This window comes from Synechococcus sp. Lug-A (assembly GCF_024345655.1).
Lineage (GTDB): Bacteria > Cyanobacteriota > Cyanobacteriia > PCC-6307 > Cyanobiaceae > MW101C3.
Genome location: NZ_JAGQBN010000020.1, coordinates 37808 through 58845, shown reverse-complemented (window position 1 = coordinate 58845; position 21038 = coordinate 37808). Strand labels below are relative to the sequence as shown.

Annotated in this window: 19 protein-coding genes; 14 read left to right on the top strand and 5 right to left on the bottom strand. The window is 62.1% G+C overall.

What is annotated here, in order from left to right:
* Positions 1 to 136: 136 nt before the first annotated feature.
* The 12 genes from KBY86_RS13550 (at position 137) to KBY86_RS13495 (ending at position 11319) form a co-directional block, all read left to right on the top strand.
* Positions 137 to 850: an integron integrase gene (locus tag KBY86_RS13550; protein ID WP_315855868.1), complete on the top strand. Its 714-nt coding sequence runs from the start codon at positions 137 to 139 to the stop codon at positions 848 to 850.
* 869 nt (positions 851 to 1719) lie between these two features.
* Positions 1720 to 2001: a hypothetical protein gene (locus tag KBY86_RS13545; RefSeq protein WP_255141504.1), complete on the top strand. Its 282-nt coding sequence runs from the start codon at positions 1720 to 1722 to the stop codon at positions 1999 to 2001.
* A 161-nt stretch (positions 2002 to 2162) separates the two neighbouring features.
* A complete protein-coding gene (locus tag KBY86_RS13540; protein ID WP_255141503.1) occupies positions 2163 to 2699 on the top strand; it encodes a GNAT family N-acetyltransferase in 537 nt (178 codons plus the stop codon).
* Positions 2700 to 2837: 138 nt separating this feature from the next.
* A complete protein-coding gene (locus KBY86_RS13535) occupies positions 2838 to 3551 on the top strand; it encodes an endonuclease/exonuclease/phosphatase family protein (RefSeq protein WP_255141502.1) in 714 nt (237 codons plus the stop codon).
* Positions 3552 to 5275: 1724 nt separating this feature from the next.
* Positions 5276 to 6019, top strand: coding sequence for a hypothetical protein (locus tag KBY86_RS13530; RefSeq protein WP_255141501.1), 744 nt, complete (start codon positions 5276 to 5278; stop codon positions 6017 to 6019).
* A gap of 430 nt (positions 6020 to 6449) precedes the next feature.
* Positions 6450 to 7022 carry a CPBP family intramembrane glutamic endopeptidase gene (locus KBY86_RS13525; RefSeq protein WP_255141500.1) on the top strand — a complete coding sequence of 191 codons (573 nt, stop codon included), beginning with the start codon at positions 6450 to 6452 and terminating at the stop codon, positions 7020 to 7022.
* A 61-nt stretch (positions 7023 to 7083) separates the two neighbouring features.
* A complete protein-coding gene (locus KBY86_RS13520) occupies positions 7084 to 7806 on the top strand; it encodes a hypothetical protein (RefSeq protein WP_255141499.1) in 723 nt (240 codons plus the stop codon).
* 339 nt (positions 7807 to 8145) lie between these two features.
* A complete protein-coding gene (locus KBY86_RS13515; RefSeq protein ID WP_255141498.1) occupies positions 8146 to 9036 on the top strand; it encodes a DNA alkylation repair protein in 891 nt (296 codons plus the stop codon).
* A 49-nt stretch (positions 9037 to 9085) separates the two neighbouring features.
* Positions 9086 to 9373: a hypothetical protein gene (locus KBY86_RS13510; RefSeq protein ID WP_255141497.1), complete on the top strand. Its 288-nt coding sequence runs from the start codon at positions 9086 to 9088 to the stop codon at positions 9371 to 9373.
* A gap of 40 nt (positions 9374 to 9413) precedes the next feature.
* On the top strand, positions 9414 to 10256 hold the full coding sequence (locus tag KBY86_RS13505) for an ABC transporter six-transmembrane domain-containing protein (protein ID WP_094511230.1): 843 nt from the start codon (positions 9414 to 9416) through the stop codon (positions 10254 to 10256).
* A 251-nt stretch (positions 10257 to 10507) separates the two neighbouring features.
* Positions 10508 to 10789, top strand: coding sequence for a hypothetical protein (locus KBY86_RS13500; protein ID WP_255141495.1), 282 nt, complete (start codon positions 10508 to 10510; stop codon positions 10787 to 10789).
* Between the two features lie 209 nt (positions 10790 to 10998).
* Positions 10999 to 11319, top strand: coding sequence for an NIPSNAP family protein (locus KBY86_RS13495; protein WP_255141494.1), 321 nt, complete (start codon positions 10999 to 11001; stop codon positions 11317 to 11319).
* 25 nt (positions 11320 to 11344) lie between these two features.
* On the opposite strand, the gene acnB is transcribed toward KBY86_RS13495, so the two are convergent.
* Complete coding sequence (gene acnB / locus KBY86_RS13490) at positions 11345 to 13975, bottom strand: bifunctional aconitate hydratase 2/2-methylisocitrate dehydratase (protein ID WP_255141493.1); 2631 nt, start codon at positions 13973 to 13975, stop codon at positions 11345 to 11347.
* 155 nt (positions 13976 to 14130) lie between these two features.
* Here acnB and KBY86_RS13485 point away from each other — a divergent pair, with 155 nt between their 5' ends.
* Positions 14131 to 15219: a 3-deoxy-7-phosphoheptulonate synthase gene (locus tag KBY86_RS13485; protein WP_094511234.1), complete on the top strand. Its 1089-nt coding sequence runs from the start codon at positions 14131 to 14133 to the stop codon at positions 15217 to 15219.
* Between the two features lie 159 nt (positions 15220 to 15378).
* A complete protein-coding gene (locus KBY86_RS13480) occupies positions 15379 to 15693 on the top strand; it encodes a hypothetical protein (protein ID WP_315855867.1) in 315 nt (104 codons plus the stop codon).
* Here the strand turns inward: KBY86_RS13480 and KBY86_RS13475 are convergent.
* The 4 genes from KBY86_RS13475 to KBY86_RS13460 all read right to left on the bottom strand — a co-directional run bounded on the left by KBY86_RS13475 (position 15684) and on the right by KBY86_RS13460 (position 21038).
* Positions 15684 to 16391 carry a diacylglycerol/polyprenol kinase family protein gene (locus tag KBY86_RS13475; protein WP_399221576.1) on the bottom strand — a complete coding sequence of 236 codons (708 nt, stop codon included), beginning with the start codon at positions 16389 to 16391 and terminating at the stop codon, positions 15684 to 15686. The two genes, KBY86_RS13480 and KBY86_RS13475, sit on opposite strands and share 10 nt — an antisense overlap.
* Positions 16392 to 16396: 5 nt before the next feature.
* Entirely contained in the window at positions 16397 to 17374 is a 978-nt protein-coding gene (locus tag KBY86_RS13470; RefSeq protein ID WP_094511236.1) for an RpoD/SigA family RNA polymerase sigma factor, read from the bottom strand.
* Positions 17375 to 17593: 219 nt separating this feature from the next.
* Positions 17594 to 19738 (bottom strand): polyphosphate kinase 1, encoded by a 2145-nt coding sequence (ppk1, locus tag KBY86_RS13465; protein ID WP_255141492.1) that lies wholly within the window; start codon positions 19736 to 19738, stop codon positions 17594 to 17596.
* A 52-nt stretch (positions 19739 to 19790) separates the two neighbouring features.
* Positions 19791 to 21038, bottom strand: a complete 1248-nt coding sequence (locus tag KBY86_RS13460; RefSeq protein WP_255141491.1) for an MFS transporter — start codon at positions 21036 to 21038, stop codon at positions 19791 to 19793.

Here is a 21038-nt window from a genome sequence, read left to right as displayed (position 1 = left end):
GGTGCGGCGGGCTCATCCGTCTCCTCACATCAGCCTTCACGGCCTCGCTGTAACGACGCATTGATCTGCTCCATCAAGCCCCCGGGTGTGCGATTGAAAGGGGTGTCATCTTTCCTGAAAGCGGGGGTACCGGGAGCTGCTGAAGCAGGATCTGGACCTGGAGGGGCTGGTGAGGGCTCGCGCCAGGCAGCGGCTGCCGGTGGTGCTGACACCCCAGGAGGTAGGCGCGGTGCTGGAGCGGCTGTCTGGCGTGGAGGGGCTGGTGGCCGGGCTGCTTTACGGCAGTGGGCTGCGGCTGATGGAAGCGCTGCGCCTCCGGGTGCAGGATCTGGATTTCCAGCGGCGCGAACTCACAGTTCGCAACGGCAAGGGCGGCAAGGATCGCCGCAGCCTGCTGCCCAACCGTGTGGGCCAGCAGCTGCAGGACCACCTGGTGGCCGTGCGGCGGGTGCATCGCCAGGATCTCGCCGAGGGCTATGGCCGGGTGCCACTGCCCCATGCTCTGGGGAGAAAGTATCCCAACGCTCCGGTGGAGTGGGGCTGGCAGTGGGTGTTTCCACAACACCACCGATGGTGCGATCCGGCCACAGGTGAGCAGGGCCGGCACCATCTCGATCCCAGCCTGATTCAGAAGGCCGTGCGGCGAGCGGTGCTTGCTGCAGGGATCCACAAGCCGGCGTCACCCCACACCTTCCGCCATTCGTTTGCCACCCATCTCCTGGAGCGGGGCCAGGACATCCGCACGATCCAGGAACTGCTGGGGCATAAGGATGTGCAGACAACCATGATCTATACGCATGTGCTGAACCGCGGGCCCTTGGGAGTCAGCAGTCCAGCCGACCTTCTGTAACAAGATGAACTGTTTTATACGGGTCCGCCGAAAACCTGGGTCCCTTGGCTGGGAAAGCCTGGGATCATTGGTCTGGCCTGGGTTTGTGTCTCTTTGCCTTCAGTCCTTACCTCTCTTAGGCTTCACTGGGTAGGCACAGCGAGGCTTTCACTGGGTCCGCCCAATCAGCGTTGGGAGGCCAAAGGGAAGTATCCTGTTACTAGCTTATGAACGATAGGCCTATCAATGAGATTTGAAGCGACACCATCCTGATTCTTCAGAAACTCTAATGACAGCTGCACCCATTTCTAGTTTTAGCAGTCTTCTTGAAATTGCTTTTGGCATGAACGCGGTTTGAGGAGTCATACAAGAGCGAGTCAAGGATGATTATGCACTTTTCAAAAAACATCTTTCATCCGCAGCTTCTGAGTATTGTGATGAATCCGGAGGACATTCGTCCTTCGCGAGAGATTCACTAAACATAGTGAGCCGGAGTTTTACCAAAAAGGCTCGGAAAGATTAGCAAAGCTTGTTCAGCAATAGTGATCACCTTCTGCATCGCTGCTTTGCTTCTACTTCTAACATCAAGCCTCTATCCATCATACTCAATAGGCAACATTGCTATTATCATAATTGTTTCATCGCTTATCACTGGGCCCATCCTTGTCTTGGCAGTATCTATAGTGCTCTCAAAGGCAAGTGCCATAAGCGCACAATATCAGATTAAGAGGATATGTCTTGACTTGGAGTCGAATGGCTGTCATCCAAGCGGAGTGATCTCTATGCAAAGAATTGGGGAAAATATTGGAATCAGCATGCCCAGTGATAATAACGGCGTGCTTCATCACTTAGCAGCATAGCTTGCTGGAGAGCTATCAATTAAACTCAATATGAGTGAGATTGAGCCCGAACTGGCAACACTCTTGCAAGCGGAAGGCAAGGATTTCACAGAAAAGAATGCATATGAAGAAATCTCAAAATCAATGGGGTTTCTTTTAATGCTGTACGAGAAGGAGAAACGCTCACCGGGGTCAACGCTCAGTATTTCAAGGAACGGTGAGGTTAAAATCATTCCCATACGTGAAATCCTTGACGGAGTATTTCAAGGCAAGGATCCGGCTGAAATCTTTTCCTTTGCCAAATCCGAATCCAAGGATAATATTATCACTTAGTACACATATCTGCCTCCCAACAAGCCCCTCGAGTGGTCAGGCCGCCAACGACTCTTAGCTTCGCCACCCCACACTCCCTGCCTGCCACTCAGGGGCAGCGTTAGGCCTCACACCAACCCCAGCGTCACGGCGCGCGAACAATGCCAGAAAGAGCCAAATCAATGCAGTTCGAACTACTACGAAAAGACAGCCAGGCCGATCTTGAACTGCTGTTTCAGTCAACATTCAGTTCGACCGAAGGAGAAGACGAAGGGAAATTAATTGGAAGCCTTGCCTCCAAACTAGCTAGCAACATAGATGATACAAATGTATTTTGCTTTGGCGCCATTGAGGACAGGTCAGTTATTGGTGCCGTCTTCCTCACTCGTCTTACGTTTCAAGACGAGAGTCTTGTGTACATGCTCGCTCCCGTTGCCGTTTTAACCACACACCAACGGTCCGGCATCGGAAAAGAACTTATCAGATTCGCCATGGAATTCATGGCCAAAGCAGGCACTGAAGTTGTAGTTACATACGGGGACCCGGAATTCTACGGTAAGGCTGGCTTTACGCCACTCTCGGAGAAGGTACTACAGTCACCTATGGAGCTCTCAATGCCATTTGGCTGGCTGGGGAAGTCACTGACAGATAAACCTATCCAAACGCGAAGTGACAAACCTTCCTGTGTTGAGGCATTCCGCAATCCCACGTACTGGTAAACCAATCCGGCGAAGCACGGTGAGGCCTAACCATTCGCTCAACCGGACCCATTGCGGCATGCGGCTAAAGGCCCTCCATTTCATTCTGGGCCCTTAGCCACATACCGCAACGGTCCGGTTAGCTCAAACGTTAGGCGTATGCACATCGTGACCTGGAACTGCAACGGTGCCTTGCGCAACAAGCTCGATGCTTTAAACGCCTTGAAGTTTGATATAGCCGTCATCCAAGAGTGCGAAGACCCCGGTCGCTCCACGAGTGCTTCGTATAAGGCATGGGCGAAGAACTACCTGTGGGCTGGAAATAACAGGCACAAGGGTCTTGGAGTGTTCGCCGCTCCCGAAGTAAAGATTGCCCCTGTCGATCTTGATCTAGGCCAACTCGAACTGTTTCTTCCTTGCCGGATTCACGATAGCTTCTTGCTCGTGGCTGCCTGGACACGGCAAGCAAACTCACCTACCTTCCAATACATTGGACAGCTCTGGAAGTTCATTCAAGCTCACCGCGCCGTGCTTTCAACTCAGCCAACGGTGATTGTTGGAGATCTGAATAGCAATGTTCGCTGGGATAAATGGGATCGGTGGTGGAACCACACTGATGTAGTCAGAGAGCTTTCGGAAATGGGTCTGGAGAGCGTCTATCACCGCAGCCGGGGAATTCCGCAGGGTTCAGAGCCGGAGCCAACATTCTTTTTGCAGCGGAATACTGCCAAGGCGTATCACATCGATTACGCTTTCGCGCCTGTCATGTGGCTAGGTGACTGCTCAGCTTGGGTCGGTGAATCTGACAATTGGTTGCAATGGAGCGATCACATGCCTCTCTTAGTTCGAGTGAATCTGCCCAATGACGCCTAACATGCCTCTTGAGTGGACAGGCCACCCCCGATTTCCTGTTAGCGCTTTAGAGTTATTGCCTGCCACTCAGGGGCAGCGTTAGATGGATTGCTGCAAAAGATGCAGCCGGGCTACTATTTCTCCCTATGCCCCCCCCTAAGCCAACCAAATCACAATTTCATGAATACCACAGCAGGTCGCCATTGAGATGAGAGCAACTAGTCTTTCCCAATGCAGCACTGGATTTGCCGCGGCAGCTGTTGTTTTGATTGCCTTTAACGCTCAGGTTAAGCCTCAAGAATTGCCGGGCACCTATAGGGGCAATGCAGCAGCTGAGTGGCGTAACTATTCGGGTGCCCTGGTTCCTTGGGCTTATTGGGCTAAGCCTACAGGCAAGGCTTGGAGAAATATCTTTGTCTCTTATGCAGATGGCAGTGCGAGCAGAATGACGGTTCTTGTTGATTGTTCGTCTAGGAAGCTTGCAAGAAGCAATGGTCCGCTAGGAAATCTAAGATATACCGGGGCGCTGCAGTGGTCTGAATACTCATTAGCTACGGGCTGGGGTCAAATAGTTAATGACCTCTGTACGTCCGACTCACGCGTTCCGGTTTCATCCGTCATTGATACCATTCCTGTGGTTACCACTAAGAGCATTGCAGAAGCGCCCTTTCGAATCAGCGGGAATCTAGTCTATCCTTCTGACTTTATGCCAGGCCAAAGAGTCTGCGCAGTTTCTGTCACAGGATCTGAGCAGCGTTGCACGAGAACAAGCGACGGAGAAAAGAGGTATTCAATCTTTGTGCCTGCTGGAGACTATCTTGTATATAGCGAATATTCAGGTGAAAAGACATGGGCAACGAATGCTGTTGACTGCACAGGAAGCTCGAGTGGACGAAGATTGTCGCCGGATTCCGGCAGTGCCTACTGGGAGGAGCCTGTGAAGGTGTCGATCTTTCGGGTAAGAGGAGATGTCACTGACGCTTGCCCTGTTGACTATTACACATGGGAGCACCAGCTTGAGTTTCCAATCCGCGTAGTTGCGACAGACCTCTAGCGAAAACCTCATGTACCATCTAACACCAAGATCCAGCGGCCGGGACCAACAATATCTTCAAGGCCACAGGGTTGCTGCCCGCCGCTGATCATGAGCGTTAGGCAAGCCAATTCGCTCAGCTCAACGGAAGTGATTAGGTAGCCCACAGTTGTCTTTATCCACAGACCCAAGAGTCGAACCGAAAGCCAAGCACTGAGCGGCAGAGGGGAGGCAAGGAGCAAGAGCTGCATCCTGGGGCTGAAGGAACGCCGGTGTCTCAGCTTCGACCTCTATGAGGGCCAGGTCGAGGATGCGATCGGTGCCGGTCTGCTGCTCCATCAGACAAGTCTGGCCCAGGCGGATGGTGGTAGCCCGTTGGCGTTGACCACCAGGTCAGCCGTTCCAGCGCGCAGGTGGCCCCATTCTGCCCACCTTGGCCTCCGCCGCCGGCTGCGCCTGTCTGGAGGGTCCGTGCGCCAGCCACCCACATACGACAGATGTTCGACGGGCGTCGCTACCTGGAGCAGGGAACCGACGCTGCGGGATGGGGCCCCACTGGATCCGCGACGGTGATGACCTGGATGCCGGCTGCGGATGCTGTCCGGCGGATCTCAGCGTTCAGTCACAAGGCTCGATCGAGGCGGCAGACAGCCCATACGCTCAGGAGGTTCCAGTTGACTCGCACTGGGACATCCCTACCTCTACCAGCTCGATGAAGACTCGCCTCCAACGCGCCGGTGCCCTGCTGGGTCCTGGCCTCCTGCTGTTCACGGCGTCAGCTCCGTTCCATCAGCTCGCGTCCGCCGAGACTCTGGTGCGAGCCGCGGGCCGCTGCAAGCTGGAGCGAGCGGGCAATGAGCTCTTCAATGGTCACTGCAGCTTCAAGCACAAGGCGGCCGGCGGCACCGATGCCTTTGTGGTGAAGCTCGATGACGGCACCGACTTCAACTTCTCTGGCCCCAACCCTCAGGCTTTGCAACTGCAGACCTACGCCGGGATCGTGAACGTGCGCCACAACGCCAAGCCCGACCACGATGTGTTCCTGTGGAACACAGATGGGGGAGATCATCGCCTCTCGGTGAAGCTCGACAACGTGCAGAACCCTGACGTGGATTTCGAGGACAGGCCCCAGAAGGCCACCAGCGCAACCATCGTCGGAGTCGCGCTGGGAGGGCTGATCGGCGCTCTGATTGCCGGATCGAACAAGGGCGGCAGCAGCGAACCCGCCCGCGTGGGAGCCCCGGTGAGCGCACTGCAGCCGCTGGTGGGGGTGAAGGGCGCCAGTGCTGAGAGCGAGATGACCAGCAAGGGGTACACCTACCGCGGTGGCGACCAGATCGGCGACAGTGCCTTCTCCTACTGGGAGCAGCCCCGCACCAACAGCTGCGTGGCTGTGCGTACCACCAACGGACGGTATCAGTCGATCACCTATACCGAACCCAGCAACTGCAGGTGATCGCCTGAACACTCAGGCCATTGATCGCTCTGGCCGCCGGCCCTCCGGACGGCGGCCTTGGGCTTGACTTGTGACACCCAGAATGTCATAGAACACCTTAAATCCAGCCACGGAATCAATGGGAGACTCTGGAAAGGCCAATACGATCGCGAGGTGATTTCCCTGCCAGTGCAGTGCTAGGCGCGCTTATCCGATTCGCTGTCTTCAGCCTGCTGAGCATGACACGTCGAGCCGCAAGCCAAGCGTATGGATCGGAGTTCAATTATATCTGGGCTATCTGGCAATCTTCTTTGCCACATGGATCATCAATAGGGTCGACTACAATCGGATTGGCGAGAATGCGCTAACCACGAAGCTGTGGTATGCGTTTCCAACTCTTTTCGGATCCGCATTCCTTGTGGTTGCCATCACTGCCCTGGGATGGTGGCGCATGGTTCTGTTCGATAAAACGAGATCCGGCCCTCAGTGGGTTTGGATCCTTCCTATCGCGATGGCAGTGGTGATTGTGATTAACTTCCTGGGTGTGCTACCGAAACAGCCCACCTCTGAGCTTCTTGGTTGGTCAATGCTCGGAGCCGTGGGAGTTGGATTCGGCGAGGAAATGATCACTCGGGGAAGCCTGATCGTGGGCCTTCGAAGTCGCGTTAGTGAGGGCAAGGTATGGCTGATCAGTTCCCTCTTGTTTTCCGCACTTCATCTTCCTAACGTCCTCTTCGGATTTCCGCTATGTGCCATGCCTGTGCAGGTGCTGTTGACATTCATCATGGGCAGTGGCTTCTACGCCATTCGTCGCATGTCCGGCACTCTGATTCTATCGATGATTCTGCATGGGCTTTGGGACAGTGCCTTGTTCCTGAACGTCGCTGTCGGCGCAGCACCCTCCTCTATTCAATACTCCGTGTACCCCATCGCGATCATCTGCGTCATCGCAGTCCTTCGTTGGGGGCGGAATGCGCAAGCCCAGCAAGTCAGGCCATCGGCGATCAGCAACATTCCGGAGTGAAAGCGAAGTAGGTTATTTAATTCTCCCCCCGAAGCGTCCGATGCGTTCTCCACTCGCCTCATTGGGCGCTGGCCTCCTGGCCATCAGCCTCCCCGCTGGGGGCGCCCTGGCCCAGGTGGCGATCGAGAGTCAACGGGTCACGTTTCGAGCCGGCGCCGATTCCGCCTTGCTCAAGGGCCAGCTCAAGGGCGACCAGACCGTCGACTACAAACTGCGGGCCGGCGCCGGTCAGACCCTGACGGTGGAGCTCAAGGGGTCCAATCCGCAGAACTACGTCAACGTGATGGCGGCCGGGACCGACACCGCCTTGTTTATCGGCAGCAGCTCCGTCAACCGCTTCCGTGGCCTCCTGCCCAGCGATGGCGACGTGAGGGTGAGGGTGTACCTGATGCGGCCGGCTGCGCGCCGCAACGAAACGAGCACCTACAGCCTGAAGGTGGGCATCGGCGGTGCTCCCCTCGCGCCTGTGCCCGCTTCCCGCGATGCCCTGATCCCCGGCACTCCGTACCACGCTTCGGCGGAGGTTCCTTGTGTGTCCGGGAGCAGCGGCAAGGCCACCAGATGTAAGGCCTTCGTGATCCGCAGGGCCAACAACAGTGCCACGGTGGTGGTGACGAACCCCGAGGGGCAGAAGCGTCAGTTCCTGTTCGTGAAGGGAAAGGCGGTTGCTTCGGATCAACCTGAGCGGCTCTCGGTGCAGCGTCGCGGGGATAGCTCGGTGCTCAGTCTTGGGGAGAACTTTGAACGCTATGAGATTGTCGATGCCCTGGTGGTGGGGGGCTGAGCCCTCTGCCGGCTCGATCCCATCGGTGACCGGGGCGACGGGGCGAGCCATTCCCCGCATCTTCTCTGGAGGCATCACGGGAATGCTTTCGGCAGGGCGTTGAGGGGCTTGTCGCTGACGCCACGATGCTCTATGAGGCTTGGCCGTTTGACATGACCAAAGTCACGCTTCCGGTCCACTTCTGGCAGGGAACGGATGACAAACTGGTGCCATCTGGCGTTCCATCAGCGGAGCAGGCCACTTCATTGCTATCAGCCATGCGAACGAGATTCTTGCTCAGGTGGCCAGCGATCTTGCCAACGCTCCAACCTGACACCACACAGCCGATGGCCCATCTCGATGGGCCTTGGCATTGATCGGGCCTTGATGACGCCTCGAATACCCACGATCCCTGCAGCGCCCCGATCCATTCAGAAGGGCACGCCTCTGAAGCACCTGCTGGGCCAGGAGGCCATTGAGTGTCTGGCGAACAACCTGCAGATTGTTGATGCAGACTTTCCGGTTAGCCGATTCTGCGAATCCGCACTGGCAGGCATTGAGCCGTTGGCCATCATGCAGCGTGGAATGCATATCGCCAGGGCGCTTCGTGACGTCCTGCCTGGGAACTACCAGGAGGCTGTTCAGGTCCTCATGGCGTCGTTGACGCCGGAGAAGTCAGCAGCAGAAGAGATGGGGCTGGCAGGCTTTTTCTATCTTCCACACAGCTTCTTTATTTCTGAGTACGGGCAGGATGTCCAACACAGCAGCGGCAACGATCCTTTTGACACGTCGATGCTGGCTTTGCATGCCCTCACCATGCGCTTCACCTCGGAATTTGCCATCCGCACGTTTCTGATCCGGCAGCAGGCGCGCACGTTGGAGAAGGTTGATCAGTGGATCACCGACCCTAATCCGCATGTAAGGCGCCTCTGCAGCGAGGGGACGCGGCCAAGGCTCCCTTGGGGGAAACGCATTCCTTCGTTTGTGGCCGATCCGAGGCCAACGCTTCCCATCCTTGAATCTCTGAAGAACGATTCATCGCTGTACGTCCGCCGCAGCGTTGCCAACCACCTGGGGGACATCGCCAAAGACCATCCGGAACTCGTCTTTACCACCTGTGAGCGTTGGTTGCGGGAAGGTGCCTCCGCTGACCTGCAGTGGCTGATCCGGCATGCGGTTCGTTATCCCGCCAAGCAGGGAGATGCACGTGCGCTGAAGATACGTGCAGCAGCCAAGGGCAGCGCGTTGTAAGGCGCTCCACCATGGCCTGAGCCATCATCCCAGCCATGCCATCCGAGCGATGACGTTCTTCTCCTTCCTTGTTCCTCTGGTGGTTCATTACGTGCTGGTCGCGTTGCCCCTGGGCTTGGGGCTGCTGGCCTTTGCACGGACACGCCCCGGCCGTAGGCGCCTGGCTTGGGTCATGGTGGCTGGCCTGTTGGCGGTGTTGGGTGGCGCGCTGGTGCTGCTCCAGGGCAAGGCGGCTCTGATGGGTGCGCCAGACGACGGCACCTGGTTCATCGTGGTGACGGGACTGCTGCCGATCGCCCTGGGGGGCATCAGCCTGCTGCGCTGGTCGCGGCTCTGAGCCTCCCAAGCAGTCAGGCTGGTGACATCAGGGCCAGGTGATGCCGCAGACGCTCCTTTCCACCCTCTCCCGCAGTGAACGGCTGTCGATCGCCGGCACCTACACCCTGACGCTGCTGGAGAACCTCTGCATGCTGGCCTATCCGGCCATCACCGGCTGGGCGGTGGACGGGCTGCTGAAGGGCAGCTACCGGGGCCTTTCGGCGCTGATCGCCGTGTGGCTCGTGCACCTGGTCACGGCCTTCGTACGGCAGCGCTTCGATACCCGGGTCTTCATGGGCCTCTATGCCCGCCTCGCCGTGCTCACCGTCGCTGAGCAGAAGCACCTCGGCCACGGCACGAGCATCGTGTCGGCGCGGGTCGAGATGATGCGCGACATGGTCGGCTTCTTCGAGGCTGATGTGCCGGCGATGTTCTCCCAGGTGGTGACCGTGGTGGGCTCGCTGGTGATGCTGTTCACCTACGACCTCCAGGCGGGATTCATCGCGATGGCAGTGCTGCTGCCGATGGGGCTCGTCAACGCCTGGTACTGGCGGCGCGCCCTTCGCTTGCATCGCGGCCTTAACGACCAGATCGAACGCGAGATCGCGGACATTGAGGCGGCGCGCCCGCTGCGTCTGCGTCGCCACTTCGGCCGGGTGCGTCGCTGGCATGTGCAGCTCTCCGACAGCGAGTCGTGGACCTGGACCGTGACGGAACTCGCCACGATCGTGGCGCTGGTGGTGCTGCTGATCGACTTCACCCGATCGCCGGTGTTCAGTGCCGGCGCCATCTATGCCGTGCTCGCCTATGTGTTCGATTATCTCGAGGGCCTCGACAGCGCTCCGTTGATCGTGAACAACATCGCCCGGCTCCAGGACATACGGGCGCGACTGGCACGCTGAGCATCAATGGATCCCAGCATGGGCTGAATGTGATGAGGATGGAATGGCACCCCCTTTCGAGCGCTGCTGACATGACGTGGAGCGTGTCTGTTCAGCAAGCTGTTCGGTTGCCCGCGATCATCGGTGTCGATGTTGCGTCATTCCATCTTTGCGGCGCAGGCTGCGGGTATGTGTGATGGTTGCGTGGTATTCATGCCATGCCGGCACCGGCTTTTGCAAGAATCAGTCGTGAGTATCGTGGAGCAGGTTGCATGGCGAAAACTCTCAAAGCGTTCGGCTGGTTTTTTCTTGCGATTGATACGGTTGGATTGGCCTTCATGGTGCAATGGGCGCTAATGGCAAGTTCTCGAGATGGCGAGATAGCCTATGCCGTTGTCTTTCTGCTCTTCGCATTGGCGTTGGTTGGCGTGGGGGGTACGGCGTTGGCGTGCAGTGCAAAACGTGGGTCAGTGCTGGGGCTTTGGTGTTCGACACTCTTTTTGGGAATTCCCCCCGTCATCGTTGCTGCTATACGCATCAGCAATTCCATCTAGCGCTTCATGGATAAGGGGGCATTTACCGTTCAGATCCGCTAATAATGTCTGACCTCTCGTGCTTGAACTGACAGGTTGATTCTCCGTGCACCTACCCCTGGTCACTCACGCTCCAGTCTTGAGGGGATCCAATCCTTTCGGTAAACGTTTCAACGGCCTGCGTTCTTCCTGCGGCTTAAGCTCAGCGGACCATCTCGACATTGGCCGCAATGACAGTCCTCGCTCGCTTCATTTACGAAGTGAAGCCGGGCCGCACCGGCGACTTTCTCGAGAAGCTGGCGCAGGCCGGTTCGCCCCGGTTCACCAGTCCTGTGATGCCGCGGGCGTTCAAGCTGTTCCGCTGCTCCGTGCCAGGGCCTGACACGGAGCGCCTGATCCTTCACATCGAATACGACGACATGGCCGCCTACGGCGCCCGAACGGCCTACGAAGCCAGCAACCCGGAATGGCGGGCATTGTTCGAGGCCACGCCCGATTCCCCCGAGCGCCTGCTTTCGGTGGAGTTGCTCACAGAGTTTCTGCCGCTTTGAAAGCAGGCCCCGAGCCTGCCAGCGCTCAGACCCCCGCCAGCACCTTCTCCTCCTCCTCCACGCTCACCACGCGGCCGGCGTCGCTGAAGCCGTCGATCTGGTCGAAGTTGAGGTAGCGGTAGAGCTGGTCGGAGAGTGGATCGATCTTGGCCGCCGCGATCTCCAGGTATTCGGCCGGCGTGGGAATGCGGCCCAGCAGCGCACACACGGCCGCCAGTTCGGCGCTGCCCAGATACACCTGGGCGCCATTGCCGAGGCGGTTGTTGAAGTTGCGCGTGCTGGTGGAGAACACCGTGGTGTTGTCTTCTACCCGGGCCTGGTTGCCCATGCACAGCGAGCAGCCTGGCAGCTCCATGCGGGCGCCGGCGGTTTCGAACTTGGCGGTGTAACCCTCGGCGCGCAGCACCTCATCGTCCATGCGGGTGGGGGGGCACACCCACAGGCGGGCGGCGCTGGTGCCGGCCCCGTCCAGCACCGTGGCGGCGGCGCGGTAGTGGCCGATGTTGGTCATGCAGGAGCCGATGAACACCTCATCGATCCGGTCGCCCGCCACCTCGCTCAGCAGCTTGACGTTGTCGGGATCGTTCGGGCAGGCCAGCACCGGTTCGGTGAGTTCATCGAGGTTGATCTCGATCACTTCGGCGTACTCGGCGTCGGCATCGGCGCTCAGCAGCTGCGGATCCGCCAGCCACGCCTCCATCGCCTGGATGCGGCGGGCCATGGTGCGGGCATCGCTGTAGCCCCTGGCGATCATGTTCTTGAGCAGCGCCACGTTGCTGCGCAGGTATTCCGCCACCGTCTCTTCCGAGAGCTTGATCGTGCAGCCGGCACAGGAGCGTTCGGCGGAGGCGTCCGTCAACTCAAACGCCTGCTCGAGCTTGAGATCCGGCAGCCCTTCGATTTCAAGGATGCGGCCGGAGAACACGTTCTTCTTGCCCGCTTTCGCCACCGTGAGCAGACCCTTCTGGATCGCCACCCACGGGATCACGTTCACCACATCGCGCAGGGTCACGCCCGGCTGCAGCGAACCGCTGAAGCGCACCAGCACCGATTCGGGCATGTCGAGCGGCATGGCACCGATCGCGGCGGCGAAGGCCACCAGGCCCGAGCCGGCCGGGAAGGAGATGCCCAGCGGGAAGCGGGTGTGGCTGTCACCGCCGGTGCCCACCGTGTCTGGAAGCAGCATGCGGTTGAGCCAGCTGTGGATGATGCCGTCGCCGGGGCGCAGGGCCACGCCGCCGCGGGAGCTGATGAAATCCGGCAGTTCGGCGTGGGTCTTGAGATCCACCGGCTTCGGGTAGGCGGCGGTGTGGCAGAAGCTCTGCAGCACCAGGTCGGAGGAGAAGCCCAGGCAGGCCAGTTCCTTCATCTCGTCGCGGGTCATCGGCCCGGTGGTGTCCTGCGAGCCCACGGTGGTCATCAGCGGTTCGCAGCTGGTGCCGGGCCGCACCCCGGCCAGGCCGCAGGCTTTGCCCACCATCTTCTGGGCCAGTGTGAAGCCCTTGCCAGTGTCGGTGGGTGCCACCGGACGGATGAACAGGTCGGAGGCGGGCAGGCCCAGGCGGGCGCGCACCTTGTCGGTCAGGGAGCGGCCGATCAGCAGCGGGATGCGGCCGCCGGCGCGCACCTCATCGGTGATCGTGCTGGGCTTGAGCTCGAAGCGGGCCACGATTTCGCCGGCCCCGGCTTCACCCGCCGCGCGCTCAATCGTGCCGTCGTAGGGGCGGATCGTGATCACATCGCCGGTGTTCAGCGCCGCCACATCGCATTCGATCGGCAGGGCGCCGGAATCCTCGGCCGTGTTGAAGAAGATCGGCGCGATCTTGCCGCCCAGGATCACCCCGCCGGAGCGCTTGTTGGGCACATGGGGAATGTCGGTGCCGGTGTGCCACAGCACCGAGTTGATCGCCGATTTGCGCGAGCTGCCGGTGCCCACCACATCGCCCACATAGGCCACCGGATGGCCTTTCGCCTTGAGAGCAGTGATCTGCTCGAGGCCGCCGGGTTGGCGCGTCTCCAGCATCGCCTGGGCGTGCAGGGGAATGTCGGGGCGGGTGGTGGCGTGGGTGGCCGGCGAGAGGTCGTCGGTGTTGGTTTCCCCCTCCACCTTGAACACCGTCACGGTGATCGCCTCCGCCAGCGGTGCCTTCTTGGTGAACCAGGCGGCCTCGGCCCAGCTCTCCACCACCTGCTTCGCCCACGGGTTGGTCTCCGCCAGCTCCAGCACGTCGTTGAAGGCGTCGTAGACGAGCAGGGTGCCGCTCAGCCCCGTGGCGGCCTCGGCGGCGATCGCCGCATCGGCGTGGCTCAGCAGCGTGATCAGCGCCCCCACGTTGTAGCCGCCGATCATCGTGGCCAGCAGCCGGGTGGCCGCGATCGGATCCACCAGCGGACTGGTGGCCAGCCCCTGGGCCACGGCGCTCAGCCAGCCCGCCTTGACGTAGGCCGCCTCATCCACCCCCGGCGGGATCCGTTCGCTCAGCAGATCCAGCAGGAACGCCTCCTCGCCGGCGGGCGGTTGCTCCAGCAGCTCGGTGAGGGCCTGGGCCTGAGGCGCCGAGAGCGGCAGCGGCGGCACGCCGAGGGCCTCACGTTCCGCAGCGGCAGTGCGGTAGGTGGCCAGCAGATCGGCGGCGGCGATGGGGGACGAAGCCATAGGAGAAGGGGTCATCCCTTGAACGTACGGGAGGCTTCCATTCTTTGCGGCCGCCGGACCGCCAACGGTGGCATCGGCTGCAGAACGGTGGCGGTAAGGGGGGCGTGGCAGCCGGCTTCTAGGGTGGGTCTTCGAGCGCCCCTCCGCCTGCCGCCATGATCCCCACCTCCGACCTCCATGTGGTGGAGACCCGGCCGCTGGTGGCGCCGGCGGTGCTGCACCGGGAGCTGCCCCTCGGCGAAGCGGCGGCGGCGGTGGTGGCCGGCGCCCGCGAGCGCATCAAGGCGATCCTGCACGGCCGTGATTCGCGCCTGCTGGTGATCGTGGGGCCCTGCTCCGTCCACGACGTGACAGCCGCCCAGGAGTACGCCGCTGCCATCGCCCGGGTGCGGGCGGAGCACCTCGATCAGCTGGAGATCGTGATGCGGGTGTATTTCGAGAAGCCGCGCACCACCGTGGGCTGGAAGGGGCTGATCAACGATCCCCATCTCGACAGCAGCTACGACATCAACACCGGCCTGCGCCTGGCGCGCGGTCTGTTGCTCCATCTCGCCGAGCTCGGCCTGCCCGCCGCCACCGAACTGCTCGATCCGGTGGTGCCCCAGTACATCGCCGATCTGATCAGCTGGACGGCGATCGGCGCCCGCACCACCGAAAGCCAGACGCACCGCGAGATGGCTTCGGGCCTGTCGATGCCGATCGGCTTCAAGAACGGCACCGACGGCAGCGTCATGACGGCGATCAACGCCATGGAGGCGGCCGCCCGCCCGCACCATTTCCTCGGCATCAGCCGCCAGGGCCATGCGGCGATCGTGTCCACCACCGGCAACCCCGATGGCCACCTGGTGCTGCGCGGCGGCAAGGGCGGCACCAACTACCACCCGGAAGCGGTGGCAGCGGCGGCGGCCTCGCTGGCCAAGGCCGGCTTGCCGGCGCGGCTGATGGTGGACTGCAGCCACGGCAACTCCAACAAGGACTACCGCCTGCAGGGCCAGGTGCTGGCTCAGGTGGGTGAGCAGCTGCGCCAGGCCGCCTGCCCGGTGATGGGCGTGATGATCGAAAGCCACCTGGTGGCGGGCAATCAGAAGATCCCGGCGGATCTCTCCCAGCTCACCTACGGCCAGAGCATCACCGATGCCTGCATCGACCTGGACACCACCCGCGAGGTGCTCGCCGGCCTGGCCGAAGCGGTGAAGGAGGCTCAGCGCCAGGCGCCCACCGGCGAGGTGCTGGCAGCGGTCTGACCACCTGATTGTGTAGCTGGCACTCTCTAATCGTGAGTGCCAGATTGATGCTCTGCAACGAACTGTTCAGCTGGAACAGTCGCTGGAGTGAATCTCCCTAATTTGCCTTCACCACGTTGCAGGGAAGGCGGTATGTCTTATCTATTGCAATTCTGCGGATTGTCAGAGCCGCTGCAGATGTTCTATCTGGAGCAGACATCTTCCGCCGCCGGCCACAGCGGCCCCGTCTTCGCCGGCTTCCGCCCCTTTCAGCTCGATGACCTGCTCGGTTGGGCCCTGGCCTCCTCGCAGCAGCGGGGCTGGGATCCTGAAGGCATCCAGCGCACCGTGCTGAACGTGTGGATGGAGCGCGCCGAGGTGATCCGTCAGTGGCAGCTGCGGCTGCGGGAAGAGCCCAGCGACCGGCTGATCGTGGCGGGTCTGGGCACCCGCGACGACTGGCGCCACCGCTGCGAGCGCATGCTTCAGGCCTGAGCGCCCAGCAAACTCCAGAGCAGGCCCACCGCCACCGGCACGGCCAGGTTGTCGATGCCCAGCAAGGCAAACTGCTCCAGCAGCATCGCTACCGCCGCGATCGCCACCAGCGCCGGCAGCGACGGGCCAAGCCCGCCGCCCGCCTGCAGGGCCAGCCGCAGCGCGGCCAGCACCGCCAGGCTCACCAGCCCCATCGCGCTAGTGCCCAGCAGAGATTTGCGCTGGCCGGCGATCGTCCAGCTCGGCGACGCGATCGACGCCCCCAGCAGGCCCGCCAACCCATCGCCGCAGGCCATCACCAGCACCCCGGCCGCCACCGCATCACTGCGCTGCGGCCAGAACAGGGCCAGCAAGGTGGTGATGGCGGCGCCGTAGGCCACGGTGCCGTAGCTGGCGCGGCCCACGTCCTCCACCGCCGGCAGCAGGCGGAAGCGGTGGTTGAGCGCCGCCGCCACGGTGACCGCCGCCGCCGCCGGCAGGGCGATCCAGCGCTCGATTCCCAGCCCCCAAGCGATCAGCACCACCGGTCCGGTGCCGATGTGCAGCACCTTGCGGCTCCACTCCGCCCGCTGCGGCCAGCGGGCCCGGGTCTGCAACGCCAGCAGCACCACCAGCGCCAGCCACAACAGAACGGCGGCAACACCGAGGGCCTGCCGCCATTCCTCGCCCAGCTCCTCCCACCAGAGCGGCAGCGCCAAGGGCCTCAGGCGGCCTGCTGGAAGTTGCTCATCAGCCGCAGCTTCATGATCGCCTTGGCCTCCAGCTGGCGCACCCGTTCGCGCGACACATTGATCGCGCGGCCGATCTCGGCGAGCGTGAGCGGCTCGGAGCCCTCCAGGCCAAAACGCAGCTTGAGGATCTTCTGCTCCCGCTCATTGAGCTGGGAGAGCCAGGCGCCCAGGTGCTCCTTCTGCAGGCTGCGGTCCATGTGGTCCATGGGCTCGTGGCTGGCCGGATCGGCGATGAGCTCACCCAGGGTGCTGCGGTCTTCCTCGCCGCGGGCGTGGGCGTCGAGGGAGGCACAGGGAGCGCTCTGGGCGATCAGCTCCTCCAGCTCGCGGGGCTCCATGCCCATGGCATGGGCCAGCTCCAGCCGGTTGGGCTGGCGGCCGAAGCGGTGCGACAGCTCGCGGGTGATGCGCCGCATCTTCGAGAGCTTCTCGGAGATGTGGATCGGCAGCCGGATCGTGCGGGCGCTGTTGTCGATCGCCCGGGTCATGCCCTGGCGGATCCACCAATAGGCATAGGTGGAGAACTTGTAGCCCATGGCCGGATCGAACTTGTCGACGGCGCGCTCCAGCCCGATCGCCCCTTCCTGCACCAGATCGAGCAGCTCGAGGCCCTGGTTCTGGTACTTCTTGGCGACGCTCACCACCAGCCGCAGGTTGGCGGCCATCATGCGGTCGCGGGCACGGGTGCCCATGCGGATCTGGTGCCGCTGCCGCACGGTGAGACTCTCGGGAGGCAATTCGAGCAGGCGTTTCATCCCCTGCACGTGATGCGCCAGTTCAATCTCTTCAGCCGCCGTAAGAAGTGGTACACGGCCGATGTTGCTGAGATACCAGCCGATCGAATCGACGCTCAAGCGCCCACTGGACCGCTGTTGACCCACCCGCGGCGGTGGCTTGATGCCGCCGCCCGCAGCCGAAGCTGCAGATGTGGATCGCGGAGGTGTCCCCATCACCCCGGCCTCCTGCTAGTTGTGGCCGGAACATAGCAGAGGCATACCGATGAAAGGGTAATGAATCGGTTACTTTCGCCACAAATAAGTCGTCACATCTTTGTTTCTCAATTATTCGCGTGCGGCGTGCCTGTTGTGGTGGCCTGTGTTTCGCCACGTTGAGCGTCGGCCGCCCGCCAGGGGCAGCGGCCGCCGCTGTGCGCGGACCCTGATCCGGGCTCAGGCGTTTGCTGCGGGTTGCAGCGAAGTGCGCCAGCCGTTGATCAGATCCAGCTGGGCGCAATGCTCCTCCCCTTCCGCCTGCCGTTGGATGAAGGTGCCGTCGGGTTGCATGTCCCAGGCGGCGACATTGTCATTGAGATACGTATCGAGCAGCCGATCCAGCACTAAGTGCTGGGCCGGATCCTTGATCGGTGCCACCGCTTCCACCCGCCGATCCAGGTTGCGGGGCATCCAGTCGGCGCTGCCGAAATACATTTCCGGTTCGCCGCCATTGCCGAAGCGGAACAGGCGGGAGTGCTCCAGGAAGCGCCCGATCACGCTCACCACCTTGATGTTGTCGCTCACGCCGGGCACGCCCGGCCGCAGGCTGCACATGCCCCGGATCACCAGCTCAACAGTGACCCCGGCCTGGGAGGCCGCATAGAGCAGGGCGATGATCGGCGGATCCACCAGCGAATTCATTTTTGCCCGGATCGAGCCGCCGAGGCCGGCGCGGGCATGGTCGATCTCACGCTGGATCAGCCCCTCCATGCCCTTGCGCAGCGTGACCGGCGCCACCAGCAGGCGGCGGAAGCTCTGCTGCTTGGAGAAGCCGGTGAGGTAGTTGAACAACTCCACCAGATCCTTGCCCAGGTCCTCGTTCGCCGAGAGCAGGCCGATGTCGGTGTAGAGGCTGGAGGTTTTGGAGTTGTAGTTGCCGGTGCCGATGTGCACGTAGCTGCGCAACCGCTCCTTCTCCTTGCGCACCACCAGCATGATCTTGGTGTGGGTCTTGAGGCCGAGCACCCCGTACACCACGTGGACCCCGGAGCGCTCCAGCTGGCGGGCCCACTGGATGTTGTTGTCCTCGTCGAAGCGAGCCTTCAGCTCCACCAGCGCCATCACCTGCTTGCCGTTCTCGGCCGCCCGGATCAGCGCCGAAATGATCGGCGAATTCTTGGAGGTGCGGTAGAGGGTCATCTTGATCGCCATGACCGAGGGGTCATCGGCGGCCTGGTTGATGAATTCCTCCACCGAGGTGGCGAACAGGTCGTAGGGGTGGTGCAGCAGAACGTCGTTGCGGCGCAGCACCGCGAAGATGCTCTGGAAGTCTTCGGCCTTCAGCGAGCCATCCTCCAGGCGGCTCTTCTGGGTGCGTGCCAGGGCCACGTTGGTGCGGCCGATGTGCGGCTTGTCCTTGAGCTGCGGCAGGGGAATGGCCAGCAGGCTCATCAGGTCGTCGAGGCCCAGGGGGCCATTGATCCGGTAGAGGTCTTCCGGTTCCACATCGGTGGCTTCCACCAGCTGCTCCACCACTTCCTCGGGCATCTCATCGGCCACCTCCAGGCGCACCACCTCGCCGCCCCGCCGCCGCTTGCGCAGGCCTTCCTGCAGCGCCTCCATCAGATCGTCCGCCTCCAGATCCCGCAGTTCCAGGTCAGCGTCGCGGGTGATGCGGAAGAAGTAGTGCCCCTCGATCGTCATGCCCGGGAACAGCAGTTGCAGGTTGAAGGCCACCACCTGCTCGAGCGGCACGGCGCAATACACCACGTCCTTGGCGTTGCGGCCGCTGAGCTCGGTGGGAATCTGCACGAAGCGCGGCAGGTTCTTCTGCGGCACCTTCACCCGGGCGAACTGCTGCTGGCCAGTGTCCGGATCGCGGATCAACGCCGCCACGTTCAGGCTCAGGTTGCTCATGAACGGAAACGGGTGCGCCGGATCCACCGCCAGCGGGGTGAGCACCGGAAAGATCGCCGTCTTGAAGTAGTCGTCGGCCCACTGTTTCTGGGCCTTGTTGAGCCGCTGGTAGTCGAGCAGGTGCACGCCGTGCTCCGCCAGGCTGCGCTTCATGTGGCCGCGATAGTGCGCCTGCTGCTGTTCCAGCAGCGGCCGCAGCCGCTCATGAATCGCCTGCAGCTGCTGCTTCGGGGTGAGACCGTCGTCGCTGAGGGTGTCCACACCCGCCTCCAGCTGCGACTTCAGCGAAGCCACCCGCACCATGAAGAATTCATCGAGGTTGTTGCTGAAAATGGCGCTGAATTTCGCCTGTTCAAGCAACGGCGTGCGGGGATCGAGTGCCTGGGCCAGCACCCGGCTGTTGAAGGCGATCCAGCTCAGCTCCCGGTTGATGTAGAGCTCCGGGGCCACCACTGGTTCACGCATCACCCACTGCCCTCAGGACCTGTGCCGGCACCAACGTAGCCAGCAACCTGCATCACTTCTGTACAGCGGTTGCTTGCCTTTGCGCCCCGGCTTGGGGTAACCCAAAGGCGATCAGCACCGCCACGCCCGCCAGCAGCACGATGCTCAACCAGAACGGGCTCTTTTCGCCGATCAGTTCATAGGCCACCCCCGCCAGCGGCGGGCCGATGAAGCTGCCCAGGCTCTGCAGGCCCTGCAGGCTGCCCAGGGCAGCGCCCTGGCCGCCGCTGTCGAGCCGCCGCGACACCAGGCTGCGCAGGCTGGGGGTGACCAGACCGGTGCCCGCCGCCAGCACCGCCACCGCGATGAACACCAGCGGCTGGGCGGTGGCGGGAGTGGCCAGCGGCACGAGCAGCGTGCCGGCGATCACCATGCCCAGCCCCGCCATCGTGAGCCGCCATTCGCCGAACCGCTTCACCAGCGGCCCGATCAGGCCCCCCTGCACCAGCGTGGCCACCACGCCCACCACCAGGAAGGCCGCGGCCGACAGGCCCGGCCCCCAGCCGAACATCTCCTTGAAATAGAGCACCAGCACGGCGGTGAAGCCGTTGAAGGCCAGGAAGAACAGGAAGAAGGCCAGGCACAGGCGCCGCACCTGCGGGTTGCTGAACACCTTGCTCAGCTGGCTGAGCGGGTTGAGCTCGCGCTTGCGCGGCAGCGCCTGGCGTGCTTCCGGCGGATGGGTTTCCGGCAGGGCGGTGAGCACCAGCACCAGGTTCACCGCCGCCACGGCCACGGCCACCAGCAACGGCAGGGTGAGGCTGATCTCCGCCAGCAGCCCCCCCAGGGCAGGGCCGAGCATGAAGCCCACGCCGAAGGCCACGCCGATCAGGCCGAACGCCTTGGCCCGCTTCTCCGGTGGGCTGATGTCGGCCAGCACGGCACCGGCGGTGGCGGCCGTGCCGCCGCTCACGCCATCGATCAGCCGCGCCACGAACAGCAGCGGCAGCGGCCAGGCACTGCCCGCCGGCCAGGGCACCGCCAGCGTGAGCGCGAAGCCGCCCAGGCCGAGCACCGAGCCGGCCACACAGCCGGCGATCACGGGCCGCCGCCCGAAGCGGTCGCTGAGGGCGCCGATCAGCGGCGTGAACAGGAACTGGGCCAGGGCGTAACTGCCCGCCAGCAGCCCCAGCGTGCGGCCATCGCTGGTGAAGCTGGCCAGCAGAAAGGGCAGCAGCGGAAACACGATGCTCTCGCCCAGCCTGTCGTTCAGCAGGGTGAGAAAGACACAGAAGCGGGTGGAAGGGCGCGGCCAACCCAT

Excerpts from the sequence above, each read along its gene's own strand:
- acnB (WP_255141493.1), bottom strand. The coding sequence starts at position 13,975 with ATGGCTTCGTCCCCCATCGCCGCCGCCGATCTGCTGGCCACCTACCGC.
- KBY86_RS13515 (WP_255141498.1), top strand. The coding sequence starts at position 8,146 with ATGGGCCTTGGCATTGATCGGGCCTTGATGACGCCTCGAATACCCACG.
- KBY86_RS13525 (WP_255141500.1), top strand. The coding sequence starts at position 6,450 with ATGGTTCTGTTCGATAAAACGAGATCCGGCCCTCAGTGGGTTTGGATC.
- KBY86_RS13460 (WP_255141491.1), bottom strand. The coding sequence starts at position 21,038 with ATGGGTTGGCCGCGCCCTTCCACCCGCTTCTGTGTCTTTCTCACCCTG.
- ppk1 (WP_255141492.1), bottom strand. The coding sequence starts at position 19,738 with ATGCGTGAACCAGTGGTGGCCCCGGAGCTCTACATCAACCGGGAGCTG.
- KBY86_RS13495 (WP_255141494.1), top strand. The coding sequence starts at position 10,999 with ATGACAGTCCTCGCTCGCTTCATTTACGAAGTGAAGCCGGGCCGCACC.
- KBY86_RS13485 (WP_094511234.1), top strand. The coding sequence starts at position 14,131 with ATGATCCCCACCTCCGACCTCCATGTGGTGGAGACCCGGCCGCTGGTG.
- KBY86_RS13530 (WP_255141501.1), top strand. The coding sequence starts at position 5,276 with ATGAAGACTCGCCTCCAACGCGCCGGTGCCCTGCTGGGTCCTGGCCTC.
- KBY86_RS13500 (WP_255141495.1), top strand. The coding sequence starts at position 10,508 with ATGGCGAAAACTCTCAAAGCGTTCGGCTGGTTTTTTCTTGCGATTGAT.
- KBY86_RS13545 (WP_255141504.1), top strand. The coding sequence starts at position 1,720 with ATGAGTGAGATTGAGCCCGAACTGGCAACACTCTTGCAAGCGGAAGGC.
- KBY86_RS13510 (WP_255141497.1), top strand. The coding sequence starts at position 9,086 with ATGACGTTCTTCTCCTTCCTTGTTCCTCTGGTGGTTCATTACGTGCTG.
- KBY86_RS13505 (WP_094511230.1), top strand. The coding sequence starts at position 9,414 with ATGCCGCAGACGCTCCTTTCCACCCTCTCCCGCAGTGAACGGCTGTCG.
- KBY86_RS13535 (WP_255141502.1), top strand. The coding sequence starts at position 2,838 with ATGCACATCGTGACCTGGAACTGCAACGGTGCCTTGCGCAACAAGCTC.
- KBY86_RS13470 (WP_094511236.1), bottom strand. The coding sequence starts at position 17,374 with ATGGGGACACCTCCGCGATCCACATCTGCAGCTTCGGCTGCGGGCGGC.
- KBY86_RS13540 (WP_255141503.1), top strand. The coding sequence starts at position 2,163 with ATGCAGTTCGAACTACTACGAAAAGACAGCCAGGCCGATCTTGAACTG.